The following is a 15,028-nucleotide window of genomic DNA, read 5'->3' on the forward strand; positions in this document are numbered from 1 at the left end:
TTTTTCCGAAGTGTAAGTATTTAACGGGACATGATATTAGTATCCTAAAGAGGATCTTTGTTTTTCATGTTTAGTAGTGAAACAATCACTCTGGCTCAACCCGGAGGCTTGGAATCCGGTTTTTTTCCTATTGTTCAAAAACTTTTCAACTTGGCACAGTGAGTATCAGATTTAGGAGGGAGGTCTACAGGAGAAAATTTAAAAAGCTTATTTTCAGATAATGCTTTAAGTTTTATTTCCTCATTGACTCTGAGCTTTCTCAAATTACTTAAGGAACATTCAATTATGACGAGCTTATCCTCATAATACTAGCTAAGAAAGCAGGTGGGTATTTTTAAAACTATTCCTATTTTCACAAAAGTTGGCCAAAAATGCCTGAGCTTGTATTACAATTTTCCAGTAAAAAAACAAAGGAACTCTTAGTTAGTTACTTATCTACTATTAGGTAAATAACTAACTAAGAGTCCCAAACTTCTAAAATTAAAGTAGTTTTAAAGCCAAAGTGTGGCTTTGGCTTAAATTCCTAGTTTCTTAGGATAGAGAGTTGATTACATAGTCGAGAAGAGCAGTGTATTCAGTCAATGCTTGAGCGGACATATCGCGAGGAGCACAACCACGATTACGGGCAAAAGTCAAAGCTTCAACATAAGGTGCAGTAGGTAAGCTGAGAGCACGATAAACTTCACGTTGACCAGCAATTCCCCATTCATCAAGAGGACCAGTTCCACCAACAACTAAGCAGTAGTTAATTAGGCGCATATAGTGCTTGATATCGCGGAGGCACTTTTCCTTAAAAACTGGTGTGGAATGAGCTTCACCAGTGTTATTCAAGTAACTATACTTGCTAATACAAGCTTCATAGGCTTCTTTAGCAACTGCATCAAGATTGCCTCCTAGTTTTTCAGCAGCTTCTAGACGAGCTGCTGCACGTTGGATAGAACCTTGTACGGACTCTAGATCTGAGGTGCTAGGGAAACGACCTGCCGCATCAGCAGCAGAAATTACTGTGGTAATAACTGATTTCATAATGTAGTTTTTCTCCTATATAAAAATAGATTGGATCAAAAGGTTAGCTCTTAGATTTCAATTAGGTGATTTTAATTAATAGCAGCAATAACTGTATCAAAGTAGCCTGCACATTCACTGGCTAAACTAGAGCAATCACCTTTAGTAACACTCATCTTGCGTTGAGAAGCTGTATTGTTGATAAAAGCAACAGCTGCTGCTTTCATAATTCCCACTGCACGACTTGCACTTGTAGTTGGTACACCTAAAGCGATGTAGGTTTCTTTCAAACCATTTAAGCAACGATCATTGAGGATAGAATCATCCCGAGCTATTAGTGCATAGGTGACATAGCGGAGAATAATTTCTCCATCACGCAAGCAAGCAGCCATACGACGGTTAGGATAGCAGTTACCACCTGCCTGGATTAATCCCGGGTTTTCACAGATCATACCTGAAACAGCATCAGATACAATACAGCTAGCGTTGCTACTAATAAAGTTCACTGCATCAAGACGTTTGTTGCCTTGATCAATCAGTTCTTTGATGCTAGCTAAGGACTCTAGATCTGAGCTACTTGGAAAGCGACCTTGAGCATCAGCGGCATCAATTATCTCATGAACTGATGACATAATTAGGTTTTTCTCTAACTTTAAAAATGGATTGCTTTAAAAGGTTAAGTCTTTAGTTTGAATAACTCAAAACTAAGTGATTTTAACTAATAGCAGCAATGACTGTATCAAAGTAGCCTGCACATTCACTGGCTAAACTAGAGCAGTCACCTTCAGTAACACTCATCTTGCGTTGAGAAGCTGTATTGTTGATAAAAGCAACAGCTGCTGCTTTCATAATTCCCACTGCACGAGCTGCACTTGTAGCTGGTACACCTAATGCGATGTAGGTTTCTTTCAAACCATTTAAGCAACGGTCATTGAGGACAGAAGCATCCCCAGCTAGTAGTGCATAGGTAACATAGCGGAGAATAATTTCTCCATCACGCAAGCAAGCAGCCATACGACGGTTAGGATAGCAGTTACCACCTGCCTGGATTAATCCATTGTTTTCACAGATCATACCAGCAACAGCATCAGATACAATACAGCTGGCGTTGCTAGTAATAGCGTTTACTGAATCAAGACGCTTGTTACCTGCGGCAATGAATTCTTTCAGGCTAGCTAATTCTTCGGTACCAATAGGAGCAGTTTTTGTATCTGCTGTAACTACAGCTTTTGAAAAAGCATCTAACATTGAGTTCTCCTTAAAAGTTTATTTTCTATAACTCTGGATATAAAGTTTCTAATAAGAATGTCTCTTTTGTCTCTCTTTCTGAGGAAGAAAGTAACAATTCGTAAATAAGTAAACATTTGTTACAATTTTTCAGTCAATGAGGTACCAAGAACTTATGATAGAGACAAAATATTTATTCTATTCAATAAATAAACGAATGAAAAAGTTAGCCACATCAAAAACTTTAGGGATAGATACCTTTGAAGTTTACCCTTTAGAACTCCGCCCCAATCCTACTGAGGAAGATGTACAAATAATAATTAGGGCAGTTTACAAACAGATATTGGGCAATCAGTACATTATGGAAAGCAACCGTCTTTCAACTGCTGAGTCTCAACTGCGTAATGGAGAAATTACTGTTAGGGAATTTGTTCGACAGATAGCTCAATCTAGTTTGTATCAATCTCTATTTTTTAATAGTAATAATCAATATCGCTTTATTGAGCTAAACTACAAGCACCTATTAGGCCGTGCTCCTCAAGATCAAACAGAAATTTCTCAGCACGTTCAAATTTATAACGAAAAGGGATATGAAGCCGAAATAGATTCCTATATTGATACTCAAGAATATAACGAAAATTTTGGAGAATCAATTGTACCTTATCCCTATGGTATTACTTCCCAAATTGGTTTAAAAAATAATACCTTTAATCGAATATTTTCCTTGTTAGGTGGACCGGCTACTAATGACGGAGATAATCGTTCTCAATTACTTTCTTCTGTTGCTAGTAATTTACCCACTCCTATTAAACTTCAAGCTAGAGGAAATGGAGCTAACTATGGGAATATGGGCAAACGTTTCCGTATTGTTTATACTACCTCTAAGGTATCAGCTAGACTGAACCGCCTCAGTAAGAAAGAATTGATAATCAACTATACTGAGATGTCCCCATTTGTACAAAGAATTCATCAGACTGGCGGGAAGATTATTAGTATTACTGAGAAAGTCTAATGTTTGGTTGTGGGTGAGTTTAAAACCTATCTCTAGCTGTTAAAAACTTTGATTTTTAATCAAAGGAAAATAGATGTAGATTATTACTGCTCAGTTTCTATTTCCCCTATTTCATTTAGAAGAAAATCCAGATTTTTTGATCTAGTATTAATGTTCTCCTTTAGCATTACTAAGTAATCTAACAATATCTTGATAACCATTAAATTCTGCTAGCATTAAAGCTGTATAACCACTTGTATTTTTATAGGTTAAATTAGCTCCAGAATCAATTAACAATTTTACAGCTTCAGTATGACCTTGATATGCTGCCCACATTAAAGCTGTTGCCTGATTATCATCTCTAAGATTAATATCGGCTTCTCTTCCTAAAAGTATCTTTAATGTTTCAATATCACCTTGGTATACTGCTTTTATCATTGGGGTATAACCTCCCTGAGCTGGAATATTTATATCTACACCAACATCTAGCAAAATATTAATAATCTCCCTATTTTTTTGCCAAATTGCTAAAGTTAAGGCTGTTTCTCCTAAATATTTACTATTTAGTAAAGATGTCAGATTTTGCTTTTCTATTGTTGCCAATAAAATTGAGACAACATCCGTATAACCATGAAAAATTGCACTGAATAAAGGTGTATCGCCAGCTTGATTTTTAGTAATTATTTCTGCCTGATGTTCAAGGAGAATTTTGACTGTTTCAGTATGATTTTCTCCTATTGCAAAACTTAGTGCTGTTTCTCCTTCTAAATCTTGAGCATTAACATCACTATTAGCATCTAATAAAGTAGAGACGATCACTAGATTTCCTTCAGCGGCAGCAGCCATCAAAGCTGTTCCACCACTTCTGCTTTTAATATTTACATCTGCCCCTGATTCTAATAATGCTTTGACAATTTCTAAATCACCTTGATCAGCAGATAAAATCAGGGCAGTTTCTCCATCTTTATCTCTAAAATTAACATCAGCACCAGCTTTTAATAGTGTCTTGACAGTAGATAAATCACCTGCTTCTGCTGCTTGTATTAACCATGTTTTACCCTGTAAATTTTTAGTATTTACATCCACACCATAATTAAGCAAAATTTCTCTCATTTTGGCATGATTACTATGAGCAACTACAGATAAAGTAGACTCATCTATTCTAGCCCCAGCATCTAGCAAAACTTGAACTACATTTTGATAACCTTGAGCGGTTGCTAAACCCAAAGCGGTATCATGATCTTTGTCTACCACATTAACATCTGCCCCAGCGGCTATTAGCTGATTCACCACTAACAGATAACCATTCATAGAGGCGACCATTAGAGGAGAAGCACCATCATAATTTTTAGCATTGACATCAGCACCTCTACTTAACAAAACTTCTACTATTTCAGATCGCCCATGAGCCGCAGCCAACATTAAAGCTGTAGCGCCAAACTTTTTTTTCGTATAGTTGACATTAGCGCCTTTATCTAGTAATAAAGAGGCTATTTGAGTATAGCCCTTTTCTGCGGCCACCATTAGAGCAGTTGTACCATCTAGAGCTTGAGCATTAGCATTAATATTTTGAGCCACGAGGATAGATACTTGAGCAAAATTGCTATTTTTAACAGCCTGTACTAAAGCAGTTTCTTCTTTTTGCGAAGCCATAGTAATAACTATAATCTATGTTTTGGTCTATTTTAACTGGCAAAGCCAAGAATGCTGGGGTAAAAACCATCGCTGGGAGATTTAAATGGTACAAGCCAAGATAATTCTCATGTTTTGTGAAAAGTCCTGAAAAATTTATCAGACTTTTGTCCTTCAAAATGATGTTGATTCAGTTAAGGTTTTTATAAAAATTAACACAGTTTGGGTGTTATGATAAGTTTTACAAAGTTTTTTTACAAACTCCAGAGAGAATATTAATTATGGACCTACCAATTCCAGAGTCAATTAAGCCTTGGCTCAATTTTTTTCATCCTCTAATTATGTGGATACTTTTGGCCTTGGGGATTTATGCCTTATATCTTGGTATTAAAGTTCGCAGTAGCAGAACAGCAACAAAAACAGAAAAGAAAAAAGAATTTGCTAAATTTAAATTTAAACATCACCAAGTGGGTTCCATACTCCTATCTTTTATGGTTTTAGGGTCTCTAGGTGGGATGACAGTCACTTATATTAATAATGGTAAGCTGTTTTTTGGTCCTCATCTTCTAGCAGGTTTAGGTATGATGGGAGCGATCGCTATGTCTGCTTCTCTAACTCCTTTCATGCAAAAAGGCCAAAATTGGGCACGTTACAGCCATATAGCCCTTAACGTTTCATTGCTAGGCCTTTTTAGTTGGCAAGCTGTGACGGGAGTAGAAATTCTGTTAAGAATTATTAGTAATATGTGATATGCTTTCTGTTGTCTTGACATAGTATCCCCAAGGAAAGTGAAATTATTGCCATTAACTAAATTTAATATTTTCAGAAAGTCCTAACAGTAAAGGAATGAAGTTATAGTTAATGCAAACTCCTGACAAAGCTTGTTAAGGTTACCCATAGTAATTAGTTAGCTTGAAATAAAAGTAAAGTACACATTAAAAAAGTTAGGAGCTTGTTGAAAAAGCAAACAATTTTGCTCATCCTAGAACTAAAATTCGTCTTAGAATAAATGGTCATAAGTTAAGCAATATTAAATAATGGACCTCTGAGTTTTCATAGTGCGGATTAGAAGTAGACTAGGAGCCTTGAAACTGAAACTATGGATCTTGTTGGTCTCAGCAAGACTAAAGACTACAAAGTTATTACTTTAACTGTTGATCCCATACACATTCAAGGTTTATGACTTGCGTGTTGACTTTAGATTCGGTTAAATCTTGCACTACTATAAATATTTATTTAGATATTTTAGGGGTTGGGAAACCAAGCCCCTCCTTTCTTTTTCTTTGCTTGGGAAATGGCAAATTATAGGTCTTATGAAAATCTATTTGAGTTTTGTAGCTTAAATACCGTGATACCTGGCGCACTATTTTTACTAATAAGTTATTGCCAGTATTCTCAATTAAAGTAGGAGACATTTTCTGAATAAACTCAGGAAACTTAACCCCCACGGTCAAATCTAAATCCCATTCTACTCCAGTCATAACATTGGGGAGTCCCCATTTTTGAATCTCCTTCTGATTATGAAATTGATCTGTAGGTAACTCTACCAACTCCATTTCTGATTGAAATTTAATTTCATATCCAGGAGCTGTATAATTTGGCAATTTAATATTTCTGATTCTATATTTTCTTGGGGAATCTGATGGTACTAGCTCCAAGCCAACTCTCGCTTCTATCTGGTATCCAAAAGAACCAAATTTTCCAACTAATAAATCATAGCCATTTTCTCCGAGGGGCTCAACTTTCATTGGATAAGCGCATCTATAAAACCAATTCTTGTGAGAGTTAAAGTGCTTTGCTACAGTTTCAACATCTACATATAGTTGCATATAGTCACTGTATTTTACCTTAAACCAGGTTGTTTTATTATTTTCTAATGTGTTTATTTTTATTTTATTTAGGTAACAATCATTAATCAATTTTTTGTCTATTTCTAAAGTTTCATGTCCTGCCAAATTTTCATGCATGGTTAGAATTTTGGTTTTATACATAAACTATACTTAATAATTTTAGGATTGCCAAAGAGCATTAATTTATCTTTATAAAGTATGAATCATGGAATTATAATTAATATTTATTTAATATATTATAGCAGTGTTCATTTTGTTAAACTACACTAGAGAAAATTGTTGTCTATATTTCTGGTTTCTCAAATAAATATGACAAGTCTGGAGACTTTGGTCTGAAAGCTATTACTTTTTATAACTTGAACTTTATATACATTGAAATATGAAAGCATTTATTCCTGGAGCAACTGGTCAAACAGGCCGTCGAATCGTACAAGAGTTGGTAAGACGAGATATTCCTGTTAAAGCTTTAGTTCGTAACTTAGAAATGGCTAGAGAAATTCTGCCTCCAAAAGCAGAGCTAGTTATGGGGGATGTCCTTAATCCTACTAGTCTTTATAATGCTATGGGGGATAGCACAGTTGTATTATGTGCTACAGGTGCTAAACCTAACTTTAATTTTGCTGGTCCATTAATGGTTGATTATTTAGGAACTAAAAATTTAGTAGATGTTTCAAAGCAGAAGGGTATTAAACATTTTGTTTTAGTTTCATCCCTCTGTGTGTCTAAGTTTTTTCACCCCTTAAATTTGTTCTGGTTAGTTTTATTTTGGAAGAAACAAGCTGAAGAATATATTAAGAAAAGTGGTATTAATTATACTATTGTCCGCCCTGGTGGTTTGAAAAATGATGACAATCAATTTCCTATTGTGATGGAACCTGCAGATCGCTTATTTGAAGGTAGTATTCCTCGTACTAAAGTCGCACAAGTTTCTGTAGAGGCTATTTTTCAATCAGCAGCTTGTAATAAAATTGTAGAGATTGTTACTCAGGCAAAAGCGCCTGAAAAATCTTTGGTAGAATTATTTAGTTCTCCCTCTTTGCAGTAGTTTTAAATTGATTTACTACGTAGCAAATTTTGAAATTATTTCAATACAGTAATTATTTTCTAAAAAAATCCGAGCTGTTTTACATTTTAAAGATGGGGAGCAGCTTTGGCTTATTTAAGTTAAACTATATTTTTATTAGAGACTTGAAAAAATGTAATTCATTGTCACAAGCTCTCAGAAGAATATTTGTAAAATCATCCTTGAAAATTTTAGATGGGTTCTGTTAGACCAAAAATTATCAGAAAGAAACGACAGCCTTCTAAAGTCCGTTTCATACTTTTTAAACGCCTAATTTTTATATCGATAGTTATTGTCTCTTTTATATCTTTTTTCCAGGTTTTTAAGGGAAAATTAAATTTAATAAGTAAATCAAATACTCCAATAAATAATGATTATAATAAGAAGGAAAAATGGCCTCGACTAGTAATGAAAGGTGGTGACCCTTATATTAGGGCCTTAATGCGAACTATTTCAGCTAGTGAATCCAATTATTCTGAGCCTTATCATGTTGTTTATACAGGTAAAAAGGTATCTGACCTCAGCAAACATCCAGACTGGTGTATCACAATTGTTTCAGGTCCAAATAAGGGAAACTGTAGCACGGCAGCAGGACGATATCAAATGTTAAGTAATACTTGGTATCTGATGGCAAAACGTTATTATCCTAGACATCATGATTCGTTTATGTTTTGGAAATCTTATAGTTTTGAGCCCAAATATCAGGATGCTGTTGTGTATGGTTGGTTAAGCGATCGCAAATACTGGAAAGCAGATATTCCTGAGTTGTTAAGAAGGGGAGAATTAAATCAAGTTCTGCAATTATTATCTGGTACATGGACAAGTTTAGGATATGGAATTGAAACTAATTCTATGACGAAGCATTTGCCAACAGTATATAAAAAAGTTTTGGAAGATGAATTAAGTTTGTTGGGAGGTAGTTTTGATTGAAAAAAAAGAAGTTTCTGTAGTGGTTGAGTATTTTCCAATAAATACAGTCTTCATGTATGGGAATTGGTGTTATGATAATTGATTTCAGTTATGGTTGGAACACTATGGTAATTTGTTCTCAAATAATAAAAATGGTTGGCAGAATTTGGGAAAATAGAGGTAATAATTGATAATTGATTACTGAAATGAAAAATTTTACTCCTCTAAAAACAACTCCTAGATTACTTGTTGTAGCTACTGGTAATCTAGGGAAAGTTGTAGAAATGCAGGAATATATGGCAGATTTGAATCTCCAATTAGAACTAAAACCCAAGGATTTAGAAATTGAGGAAACTGGAAAAACTTTTTTAGCTAATGCTTGCCTTAAAGCAAGTGAAGTGGCAAAAGTAACTGAAAAATGGGCGATCGCTGATGATTCAGGATTAGCTGTGGATGCTTTGGATGGAAAGCCGGGAATTTATTCTGCTCGTTATGCTCCCACTGTTGCGGAACAAATAGAGCGAGTCTTGAGGGAGTTGAAAGATAGCCAAAATCGTCAAGCAAAATTTGTTTGCGCTCTCGTTATTGCTAGGCCTGATGGTACAATAGCGTTAAAAGCAGAGGGAATTTGCTATGGAGAAATTTTATATTCCACTCGTGGAAATGGTGGGTTTGGTTACGATCCTATTTTTTATGTTCCTTCAGAAAAAAAGACTTTTGCCGAAATGTCTCCTGAAACTAAGCGATCGCTATCCCATCGCGGTAAAGCTTTTCAAATATTACTACCTCAAATAAAAGAGATTTTTGCCATTGAGTCTGTTTGAGTATGTATTTACAAAAGATAATTATTGAAGACATAATTTACACAATTATGTCTTTTTTATTTTCTGGGTAGTTTTGTATATGTAGCGATAAAATTATAGTCAGGCGAAGCGGGCTGTTGTACTTACTCCCTTAAGTTTGTAATGAGTGATGAATGAAATACGCGCGTAGCCCCTAAATGATTTTTGAACTTTGTTAAAAAGGATAAAGTCTTTCTGACCAACCGGGAAATTATTTGATGTCAATTATTATTGAATCATTCATTGGATGGTGAATTTACCTAGTTTTTTTTAGTACATTTAATAAACTGGTAAGCTTGAGGATACTTATTATTGACGTAATTCTGGATCTATTTTTCTGACACAACTGAAAAGCTAGACAATAAAATCAGTTTTATCAATTAAACTGACATCAATACCTGAAATACGAGCTAAAATTTCCTCAGTCACAGTTACTTTAACCAAAGTCGAATTGTCACGACTAACTATATCTAAGTCAGCAAAACCTATACCTCTTTCTAATTTAATTGTATCTGTGCCATCTTTAAATCCTTGAATTATGTCTAAACCCATTCCTGGAGAAATAATCAAAGTATTTTTGCTAGCACCACCATTATATCTGTCGTTGCCCAGACCCCCGTTCCAAGTATCGTCTCCCGCACCACCGTAAAAGGTGTCGTTACCATTTCCTTCATAGAGTTGGTCGTGGTAAAAACCTCCATTGAGGAGGTCATCATTGTTACCGCCATAAATAATGTCATTCCCCTCACCCTCATCAATGATATCATCTCCATAAGGAAATTTGCTTAAAGAAACATAGACCGCATTCTTATACTAATTTCATAAACTTAAGCTACACTTTTAGAAGTAACCTATTATAGAAAATGTCCCCATGTCAGGAGTAGTAAAAATTGAGATAAATGAATCGGTAGAAACTCTCAAAAAACTTTTAAAAAGTGCGAGTACAGCTCAAGAAAAGGAAAGACTTCAAACTATTTACTGGTTGAAAACTCAAACAGTAGAAACAGTAAAAGAAATTGCGATAATGTTAGGACGCAATCGAGTCACAGTACAAAAATGGTTAGGGAAATATCGTACAGGTGGACTGAATCTTTTACTAGAACCAAAGAAAAATCTAGGAGGGAGGCCAAGTTCAATTCCACCAAATGTAATCGAGAAATTAGAAGCAGAATTGCAAAACCCGGAAGGTTTCCAAAGCTATGGTGAAATTCAACAGTGGTTAACGACTTGTTTTGACATCAAGCTGTCTTATCGAACAGTTCATCAATTAGTCAGATATAAATTAAAAAGTAAATTAAAAGTTCCACGTCCAAATCACATAAAACAAAATAAAGAAGCTCAAGAAAACTTTAAAAAAAACTCTCATCTCAACTAGAAGAGAAAATTAAGTTAATTAATAAATATTCGGAAAATCAACTGCCAATTCGCTATTGGTGTCAAGACGAGACTAGAATTGGATTAAAAACTATAACAGGTAAAGTCATTACTGCTTGCGGTGTTAAGCCCATTGGTTTATATCAATGGCTATTTAAATATCTATGGCTTTATGGTTTAGTAGAACCAAAAACAGGAGATTCCTTTTTTTATGAATTTAGTCATCTAGATACTCCTTGCTTTGAAAGATTTTTAGAGCTTTTTTCTCAAACATATCCTGAAGAGATTCATATTATTCAACTAGATAACGGGCGAGGGCATCTAGGGAATGATTTATCTATCCCTGATCACATCATTTTATTATTTCAACCTCCTTATTGTCCCGAAGTTAATCCCATTGAAAGACTGTGGAAAGAGGTGAAAAAATTCTTGAAAAATCGAGTTTTCGATTCCTTAGATTTCTGACGCAGAATCCTGAGAAATATATTAACTGGATTTAGTCAAAAAGATATTGCTTCTTGTACAGGATATGATTTTATTCTTGAAGCATTATGTGTAGTCGGACTTTAGGAAATTGGTATTACAAACGCTTACAAAGGTTTTCCCCAACTTTGACATAGATACTAGGGAATTTTTCCAGGTTGTGATTACAATCATGGACTGCTTGCAAAAATTGGTTTTGAGTAATTACCGAACTTAGTACCAGCCTGGTAAACATACATACAATATTCTCATGTTGGGGGTTGTTTATTAAGGCTTGGCAATTCTCATATTTGGGCAGATGTTTCCAAAAAAAGAAATTCTCAAACATCAGAACCTCTAGATATGATGAAGAAGTTTGCCTTATTGTTAGGTCACCAAAAAGTCGGCTATCTAATAGCACATAGAGAATTTGTGGGCAAAGAATAGTTTAAATATCTTTCTGGTAATTGGGGGTTTCCTATCAGAATTCCTTACACAGACTTAATTGGTGATGGACGCCAATATTTGCCTGGGAACGTGATTTTTAGCAATTTAACCATTGGTGAAATTAGAAGTTTGTCCAAACATCGTCGTATTTGGAGAATTTCCTGTTTGAGGAATGTGGATGTATGTATCAACTTTGAAGTTGGAATCAGGAGAACTGTTAAATTGTAGTTAGCACTCGCCCAGGGTAAATTAGATTCAATATTATAGTCGTCACTGGCAGATAGAAAGGTGGTTTGGTTGCCTTAAAAGAGAAAGTTTTGACCTTGAGTCTACTCATATAACTGAACCAGAAAGTATAACTAAAATGAATTTTTATTTACTTTGACACTGTGTTAGGTAGACCGAGTGGGTGTTTGGTTAGATGAGTATCGTCCTGTGCTGGTCAAAAAACATAGGGGTAAAGCTCAAAGTTTTTTCCATATAGTCTAGATTTTTGCGTAATATGTTTTTTGATATACCTAGTGAAATAGCTGATTTTTGATTTTTTTAAAATTTTTGTCCTGTACTTAGATTTAACCCACACCCCAGACTCTTCTCCTAAAAAAAGAGGGAATAATTTTCCTCCCCAAACCACATCAGGAAAGAGAGTTGATTAGACTATATCAAATCCAGTATTATTAGTATAACTAGATAGTTAATTAGGATTCAGTACTTAGAACTCAGGAGTAAGGAAGAAAGAGAACAGAAGAATATTATGCTAATTGCTGAAGATAAAATATTTTTTTCACACTGAATTAAGCGATTATATATTATATCATGTCCGGTTGAATATTTACACCTTTTAGGATATAAGGTAGAAGCTAGATAGCACGAGGCAGAAGGATAGAATTATCGCTTACCACCAGAAAGTTTTTTTATCAATGATTATTCAGGTTTAATATTATATTACTTTGTACTTAATATACTTGGAAATATATTGTAGATTTGTGAGCTTACAGCAGCTAAAAGCACACAAATTCTAAACCTGTCTAGGTTTGTCATTTGCCAAGAAATAATTTACTAAGCTTACAGTAGAATTTATCTAAAATTGCTTAAGGTAGCCGGTTATTATAACCAATTAATCAGACTTATATATTAGGTTTTTTTAACCTGTATTTTCAAGTTAGACCTACTAATATAGCAATCCCATATTGGTCGCAACAGATATAATAGTAAGAATAACAGATCTAAGAAAAAGACAAAAAATGAATATTATAGATAAACTAAATGATTTTATTAATCAAACAAAAGAGTCTAAAGAAATTAAAAGGGCCTTGGCCGTAAAAATGACCTTGTCAGGAAAATCCTACCATGAAGTCAAAGAATTATTAAATGTTTCTCACAGTTTTATTAGTGAATGGAAAAACCAAGCATTATTTCATGGTGTAGAAAGTTTAAGGCTTCAGTATCAAGGGAGACAAGGTTACTTAAAAACGGTCGAAAAAGAGAAAACAATTGAGTGGTTGAGAGCACAAGATTATCTTAGGTTATCAGATTTAAAAAACTACTTACAGGAGCAATATGATGTGGTTTTTGAGTCTAATCAAAGTTACTATAACTTGTTTAAAGAAGCGGGCATAAGTTGGAAAAAAACTCAAAAAAAGAATCCTGCTAAAAATGATGAATTAGTAGAAGTTAAAAGAAAAGAAATACAGGAATTTTTAGCTAAATGGCAACCAGAAATAGAAACTGGAAAGCTTACAGTGTTTATGATTGATGAATGTCATCTTCTATGGGGAGACATATTAGGTTATGCTTGGGGAAAAACAGATGAAAGAATAGAAATTGCAATTAAAAATGAAAAAGAAAGACAGACTTATTATGGAGCTTTAGACTATAAAACCAAGGAATTTCTTGTGCAAGAATATGAGAGTGGAAATACTAAAAATACTATTGAATTTATTAAATATTTGCAGAAGCAAAGACCGGGCAACAAATTGGCAATATTTTGGGATGGGGCAACTTACCATAACTCTCAAGAATTTCGAGAATATTTAATGACAATTAATCAATACTTATCAGAAGAAGAATTGTTGATAAATTGTACAAGATTTGCTCCCAATGCTCCGGAGCAAAATCCTGTTGAAGATATTTGGTTACAAACCAAAAATTTCAGTATTACTTTTTATCATCTTTGCAGTTCTTTTAAAGTAGTTAAGTGGCTATTTAAGTTTTTTGCGGATGGTCAAATATTCAATTTCCCAAAACTTTTTCAGTATGAAATTTTGCCGCAACCTACTTAGGATTGCTATATTGTTATACTTAAACTTTCTATTAAAGTTACTCACACACTGTATAATTAAATTATCAATATGCTCCACTTAATTCAGAAACTTTTCATAACAATCCTTTTATTCTTCCTATTTTGCTTTAGTAACCCATCAAATGTGATAGCTGCCACTCAATCACAAAATATTACCCCTGCTCAATTAGAAGAATTACATAATCTATTTGATCAAGCCTTAAATGCTAGTAATAACGGTGAGTTTGCCAATGCCGAAAAGTTATGGACTCAAATTATAGAACTATATCCTGACAACCCTGCCATCTGGAGCAACAGAGGTAACATCAGACTGAGCCAAAACAAAATAGAAGAGGCAATATCCGATTATGAAAAAGCTATAGAAATCTTACCCTTAGCTCCTGATGCTTACCTAAATCGTGGTATAGCTTATGAAAGAATCAAAAAATGGTCAGAGGCGATCGCGGATTACAATCAAGTCATAGAATTAGATCCAACAGACCCAGTTGCCTATAATAACCGTGGAAATGCAGAAGGAGGACTAGGAAAATGGGAAAAAGCCACTGAAGATTACAAGAAAGCTTCTGAATTAGCTCCTGAATATGCCTTTGCTCTTGCCAATTATTCTTTAGCTCTTTACCAAATTGGACAAACTCAAAAAGCAGTGCAAACCATGAAAAGTCTCGTTCGTAAATATCCTAACTTTGCTGATATGCGGGCAGCTTTAACCGCTTGTCTCTGGGAACAAGGCAAACCCGGAGAAGCGGAGAGTAACTGGGTAGCTGCTGTAGGATTAGATCCTCGCTATCAAGACCTTAATTGGGTAACTAATGTTCGTCGTTGGCCACCCACATTAATTAATAGTTTGGAGAAATTTATCAAAATAGAATAAAATAATTATTAGTATCCCAGACATTTGTCTGGGAAAATATAGCAGAGACCAGG

General features: G+C 34.5%; 16 protein-coding genes and 1 pseudogene. 10 read left to right on the forward strand and 7 right to left on the reverse strand.

Going from position 1 to position 15,028, the window contains the following annotated elements; genetic code table 11:
* Nucleotides 1-531: 531 nt before the first annotated feature.
* The 3 genes from TERY_RS04620 to TERY_RS04630 all read right to left on the reverse strand — a co-directional run bounded on the left by TERY_RS04620 (nt 532) and on the right by TERY_RS04630 (nt 2,253).
* A complete protein-coding gene (locus TERY_RS04620; protein ID WP_011610761.1) occupies nt 532-1,026 on the reverse strand; it encodes a bleomycin hydrolase in 495 nt (164 codons plus the stop codon).
* Nucleotides 1,027-1,097: 71 nt separating this feature from the next.
* Entirely contained in the window at nt 1,098-1,640 is a 543-nt protein-coding gene (locus TERY_RS04625; RefSeq protein WP_370497145.1) for a bleomycin hydrolase, read from the reverse strand.
* A gap of 79 nt (nt 1,641-1,719) precedes the next feature.
* Nucleotides 1,720-2,253, reverse strand: coding sequence for a bleomycin hydrolase (locus tag TERY_RS04630; RefSeq protein ID WP_011610763.1), 534 nt, complete (start codon nt 2,251-2,253; stop codon nt 1,720-1,722).
* A 196-nt stretch (nt 2,254-2,449) separates the two neighbouring features.
* Between TERY_RS04630 and TERY_RS04635 the strand changes: the two genes are divergently transcribed.
* The gene (locus TERY_RS04635) at nt 2,450-3,244 is read left to right on the forward strand and encodes a phycobilisome rod-core linker polypeptide (RefSeq protein ID WP_044136416.1); all 795 of its coding nucleotides are present in this window, start codon (nt 2,450-2,452) and stop codon (nt 3,242-3,244) included.
* Between the two features lie 147 nt (nt 3,245-3,391).
* On the opposite strand, the gene TERY_RS04640 is transcribed toward TERY_RS04635, so the two are convergent.
* A complete protein-coding gene (locus tag TERY_RS04640) occupies nt 3,392-4,876 on the reverse strand; it encodes an ankyrin repeat domain-containing protein (protein WP_011610765.1) in 1,485 nt (494 codons plus the stop codon).
* 260 nt (nt 4,877-5,136) lie between these two features.
* On the opposite strand from TERY_RS04640, the gene TERY_RS04645 reads away from it, so the two are divergent.
* The gene (locus tag TERY_RS04645) at nt 5,137-5,604 is read left to right on the forward strand and encodes a DUF4079 family protein (RefSeq protein WP_011610766.1); all 468 of its coding nucleotides are present in this window, start codon (nt 5,137-5,139) and stop codon (nt 5,602-5,604) included.
* Nucleotides 5,605-6,087: 483 nt separating this feature from the next.
* Here TERY_RS04645 and TERY_RS04650 read toward each other — a convergent pair whose 3' ends face one another.
* Nucleotides 6,088-6,846, reverse strand: a complete 759-nt coding sequence (locus TERY_RS04650) for a DUF1997 domain-containing protein (RefSeq protein ID WP_011610767.1) — start codon at nt 6,844-6,846, stop codon at nt 6,088-6,090.
* 238 nt (nt 6,847-7,084) lie between these two features.
* On the opposite strand from TERY_RS04650, the gene TERY_RS04655 reads away from it, so the two are divergent.
* From TERY_RS04655 to rdgB, 3 genes are all read left to right on the forward strand, one after another.
* Entirely contained in the window at nt 7,085-7,750 is a 666-nt protein-coding gene (locus TERY_RS04655) for an NAD(P)H-binding protein (protein ID WP_011610768.1), read from the forward strand.
* A gap of 213 nt (nt 7,751-7,963) precedes the next feature.
* Nucleotides 7,964-8,698, forward strand: coding sequence for a glycoside hydrolase family protein (locus TERY_RS04660; protein WP_011610769.1), 735 nt, complete (start codon nt 7,964-7,966; stop codon nt 8,696-8,698).
* 185 nt (nt 8,699-8,883) lie between these two features.
* The gene (rdgB, locus tag TERY_RS04665) at nt 8,884-9,501 is read left to right on the forward strand and encodes an RdgB/HAM1 family non-canonical purine NTP pyrophosphatase (RefSeq protein WP_011610770.1); all 618 of its coding nucleotides are present in this window, start codon (nt 8,884-8,886) and stop codon (nt 9,499-9,501) included.
* 372 nt (nt 9,502-9,873) lie between these two features.
* On the opposite strand, the gene TERY_RS36200 is transcribed toward rdgB, so the two are convergent.
* Nucleotides 9,874-10,089, reverse strand: coding sequence for a hypothetical protein (locus TERY_RS36200; protein ID WP_044136418.1), 216 nt, complete (start codon nt 10,087-10,089; stop codon nt 9,874-9,876).
* 12 nt (nt 10,090-10,101) lie between these two features.
* A pseudogene (locus TERY_RS36205) lies at nt 10,102-10,281 on the reverse strand (calcium-binding protein); the annotation flags it as partial.
* 109 nt (nt 10,282-10,390) lie between these two features.
* Here TERY_RS36205 and TERY_RS04680 point away from each other — a divergent pair.
* From TERY_RS04680 to TERY_RS04695, 5 genes are all read left to right on the forward strand, one after another.
* Nucleotides 10,391-10,894: a helix-turn-helix domain-containing protein gene (locus TERY_RS04680; RefSeq protein ID WP_011610771.1), complete on the forward strand. Its 504-nt coding sequence runs from the start codon at nt 10,391-10,393 to the stop codon at nt 10,892-10,894.
* An 8-nt stretch (nt 10,895-10,902) separates the two neighbouring features.
* A complete protein-coding gene (locus TERY_RS27130; protein ID WP_081432519.1) occupies nt 10,903-11,358 on the forward strand; it encodes an IS630 family transposase in 456 nt (151 codons plus the stop codon).
* 697 nt (nt 11,359-12,055) lie between these two features.
* Entirely contained in the window at nt 12,056-12,187 is a 132-nt protein-coding gene (locus TERY_RS32320; protein ID WP_155994645.1) for a transposase, read from the forward strand.
* Between the two features lie 859 nt (nt 12,188-13,046).
* On the forward strand, nt 13,047-14,084 hold the full coding sequence (locus TERY_RS04690; RefSeq protein WP_011610772.1) for an IS630 family transposase: 1,038 nt from the start codon (nt 13,047-13,049) through the stop codon (nt 14,082-14,084).
* A gap of 69 nt (nt 14,085-14,153) precedes the next feature.
* A complete protein-coding gene (locus tag TERY_RS04695) occupies nt 14,154-14,975 on the forward strand; it encodes a tetratricopeptide repeat protein (protein ID WP_011610773.1) in 822 nt (273 codons plus the stop codon).
* Nucleotides 14,976-15,028 lie beyond the last annotated feature (53 nt).

This window comes from Trichodesmium erythraeum IMS101, assembly GCF_000014265.1.
Taxonomy (GTDB): Bacteria; Cyanobacteriota; Cyanobacteriia; order Cyanobacteriales; family Microcoleaceae; genus Trichodesmium; species Trichodesmium erythraeum.

What these genes read in the sequence shown, in the direction of transcription:
- TERY_RS04640 (WP_011610765.1), bottom strand. Translation starts at nt 4,876, where the DNA reads ATGGCTTCGCAAAAAGAAGAAACTGCTTTAGTACAGGCTGTTAAAAAT.
- TERY_RS04680 (WP_011610771.1), top strand. Translation starts at nt 10,391, where the DNA reads ATGTCAGGAGTAGTAAAAATTGAGATAAATGAATCGGTAGAAACTCTC.
- TERY_RS04650 (WP_011610767.1), bottom strand. Translation starts at nt 6,846, where the DNA reads ATGTATAAAACCAAAATTCTAACCATGCATGAAAATTTGGCAGGACAT.
- TERY_RS04660 (WP_011610769.1), top strand. Translation starts at nt 7,964, where the DNA reads ATGGGTTCTGTTAGACCAAAAATTATCAGAAAGAAACGACAGCCTTCT.
- rdgB (WP_011610770.1), top strand. Translation starts at nt 8,884, where the DNA reads ATGAAAAATTTTACTCCTCTAAAAACAACTCCTAGATTACTTGTTGTA.
- TERY_RS04655 (WP_011610768.1), top strand. Translation starts at nt 7,085, where the DNA reads ATGAAAGCATTTATTCCTGGAGCAACTGGTCAAACAGGCCGTCGAATC.
- TERY_RS04630 (WP_011610763.1), bottom strand. Translation starts at nt 2,253, where the DNA reads ATGTTAGATGCTTTTTCAAAAGCTGTAGTTACAGCAGATACAAAAACT.
- TERY_RS04645 (WP_011610766.1), top strand. Translation starts at nt 5,137, where the DNA reads ATGGACCTACCAATTCCAGAGTCAATTAAGCCTTGGCTCAATTTTTTT.
- TERY_RS04690 (WP_011610772.1), top strand. Translation starts at nt 13,047, where the DNA reads ATGAATATTATAGATAAACTAAATGATTTTATTAATCAAACAAAAGAG.
- TERY_RS04635 (WP_044136416.1), top strand. Translation starts at nt 2,450, where the DNA reads ATGAAAAAGTTAGCCACATCAAAAACTTTAGGGATAGATACCTTTGAA.
- TERY_RS04695 (WP_011610773.1), top strand. Translation starts at nt 14,154, where the DNA reads ATGCTCCACTTAATTCAGAAACTTTTCATAACAATCCTTTTATTCTTC.
- TERY_RS04620 (WP_011610761.1), bottom strand. Translation starts at nt 1,026, where the DNA reads ATGAAATCAGTTATTACCACAGTAATTTCTGCTGCTGATGCGGCAGGT.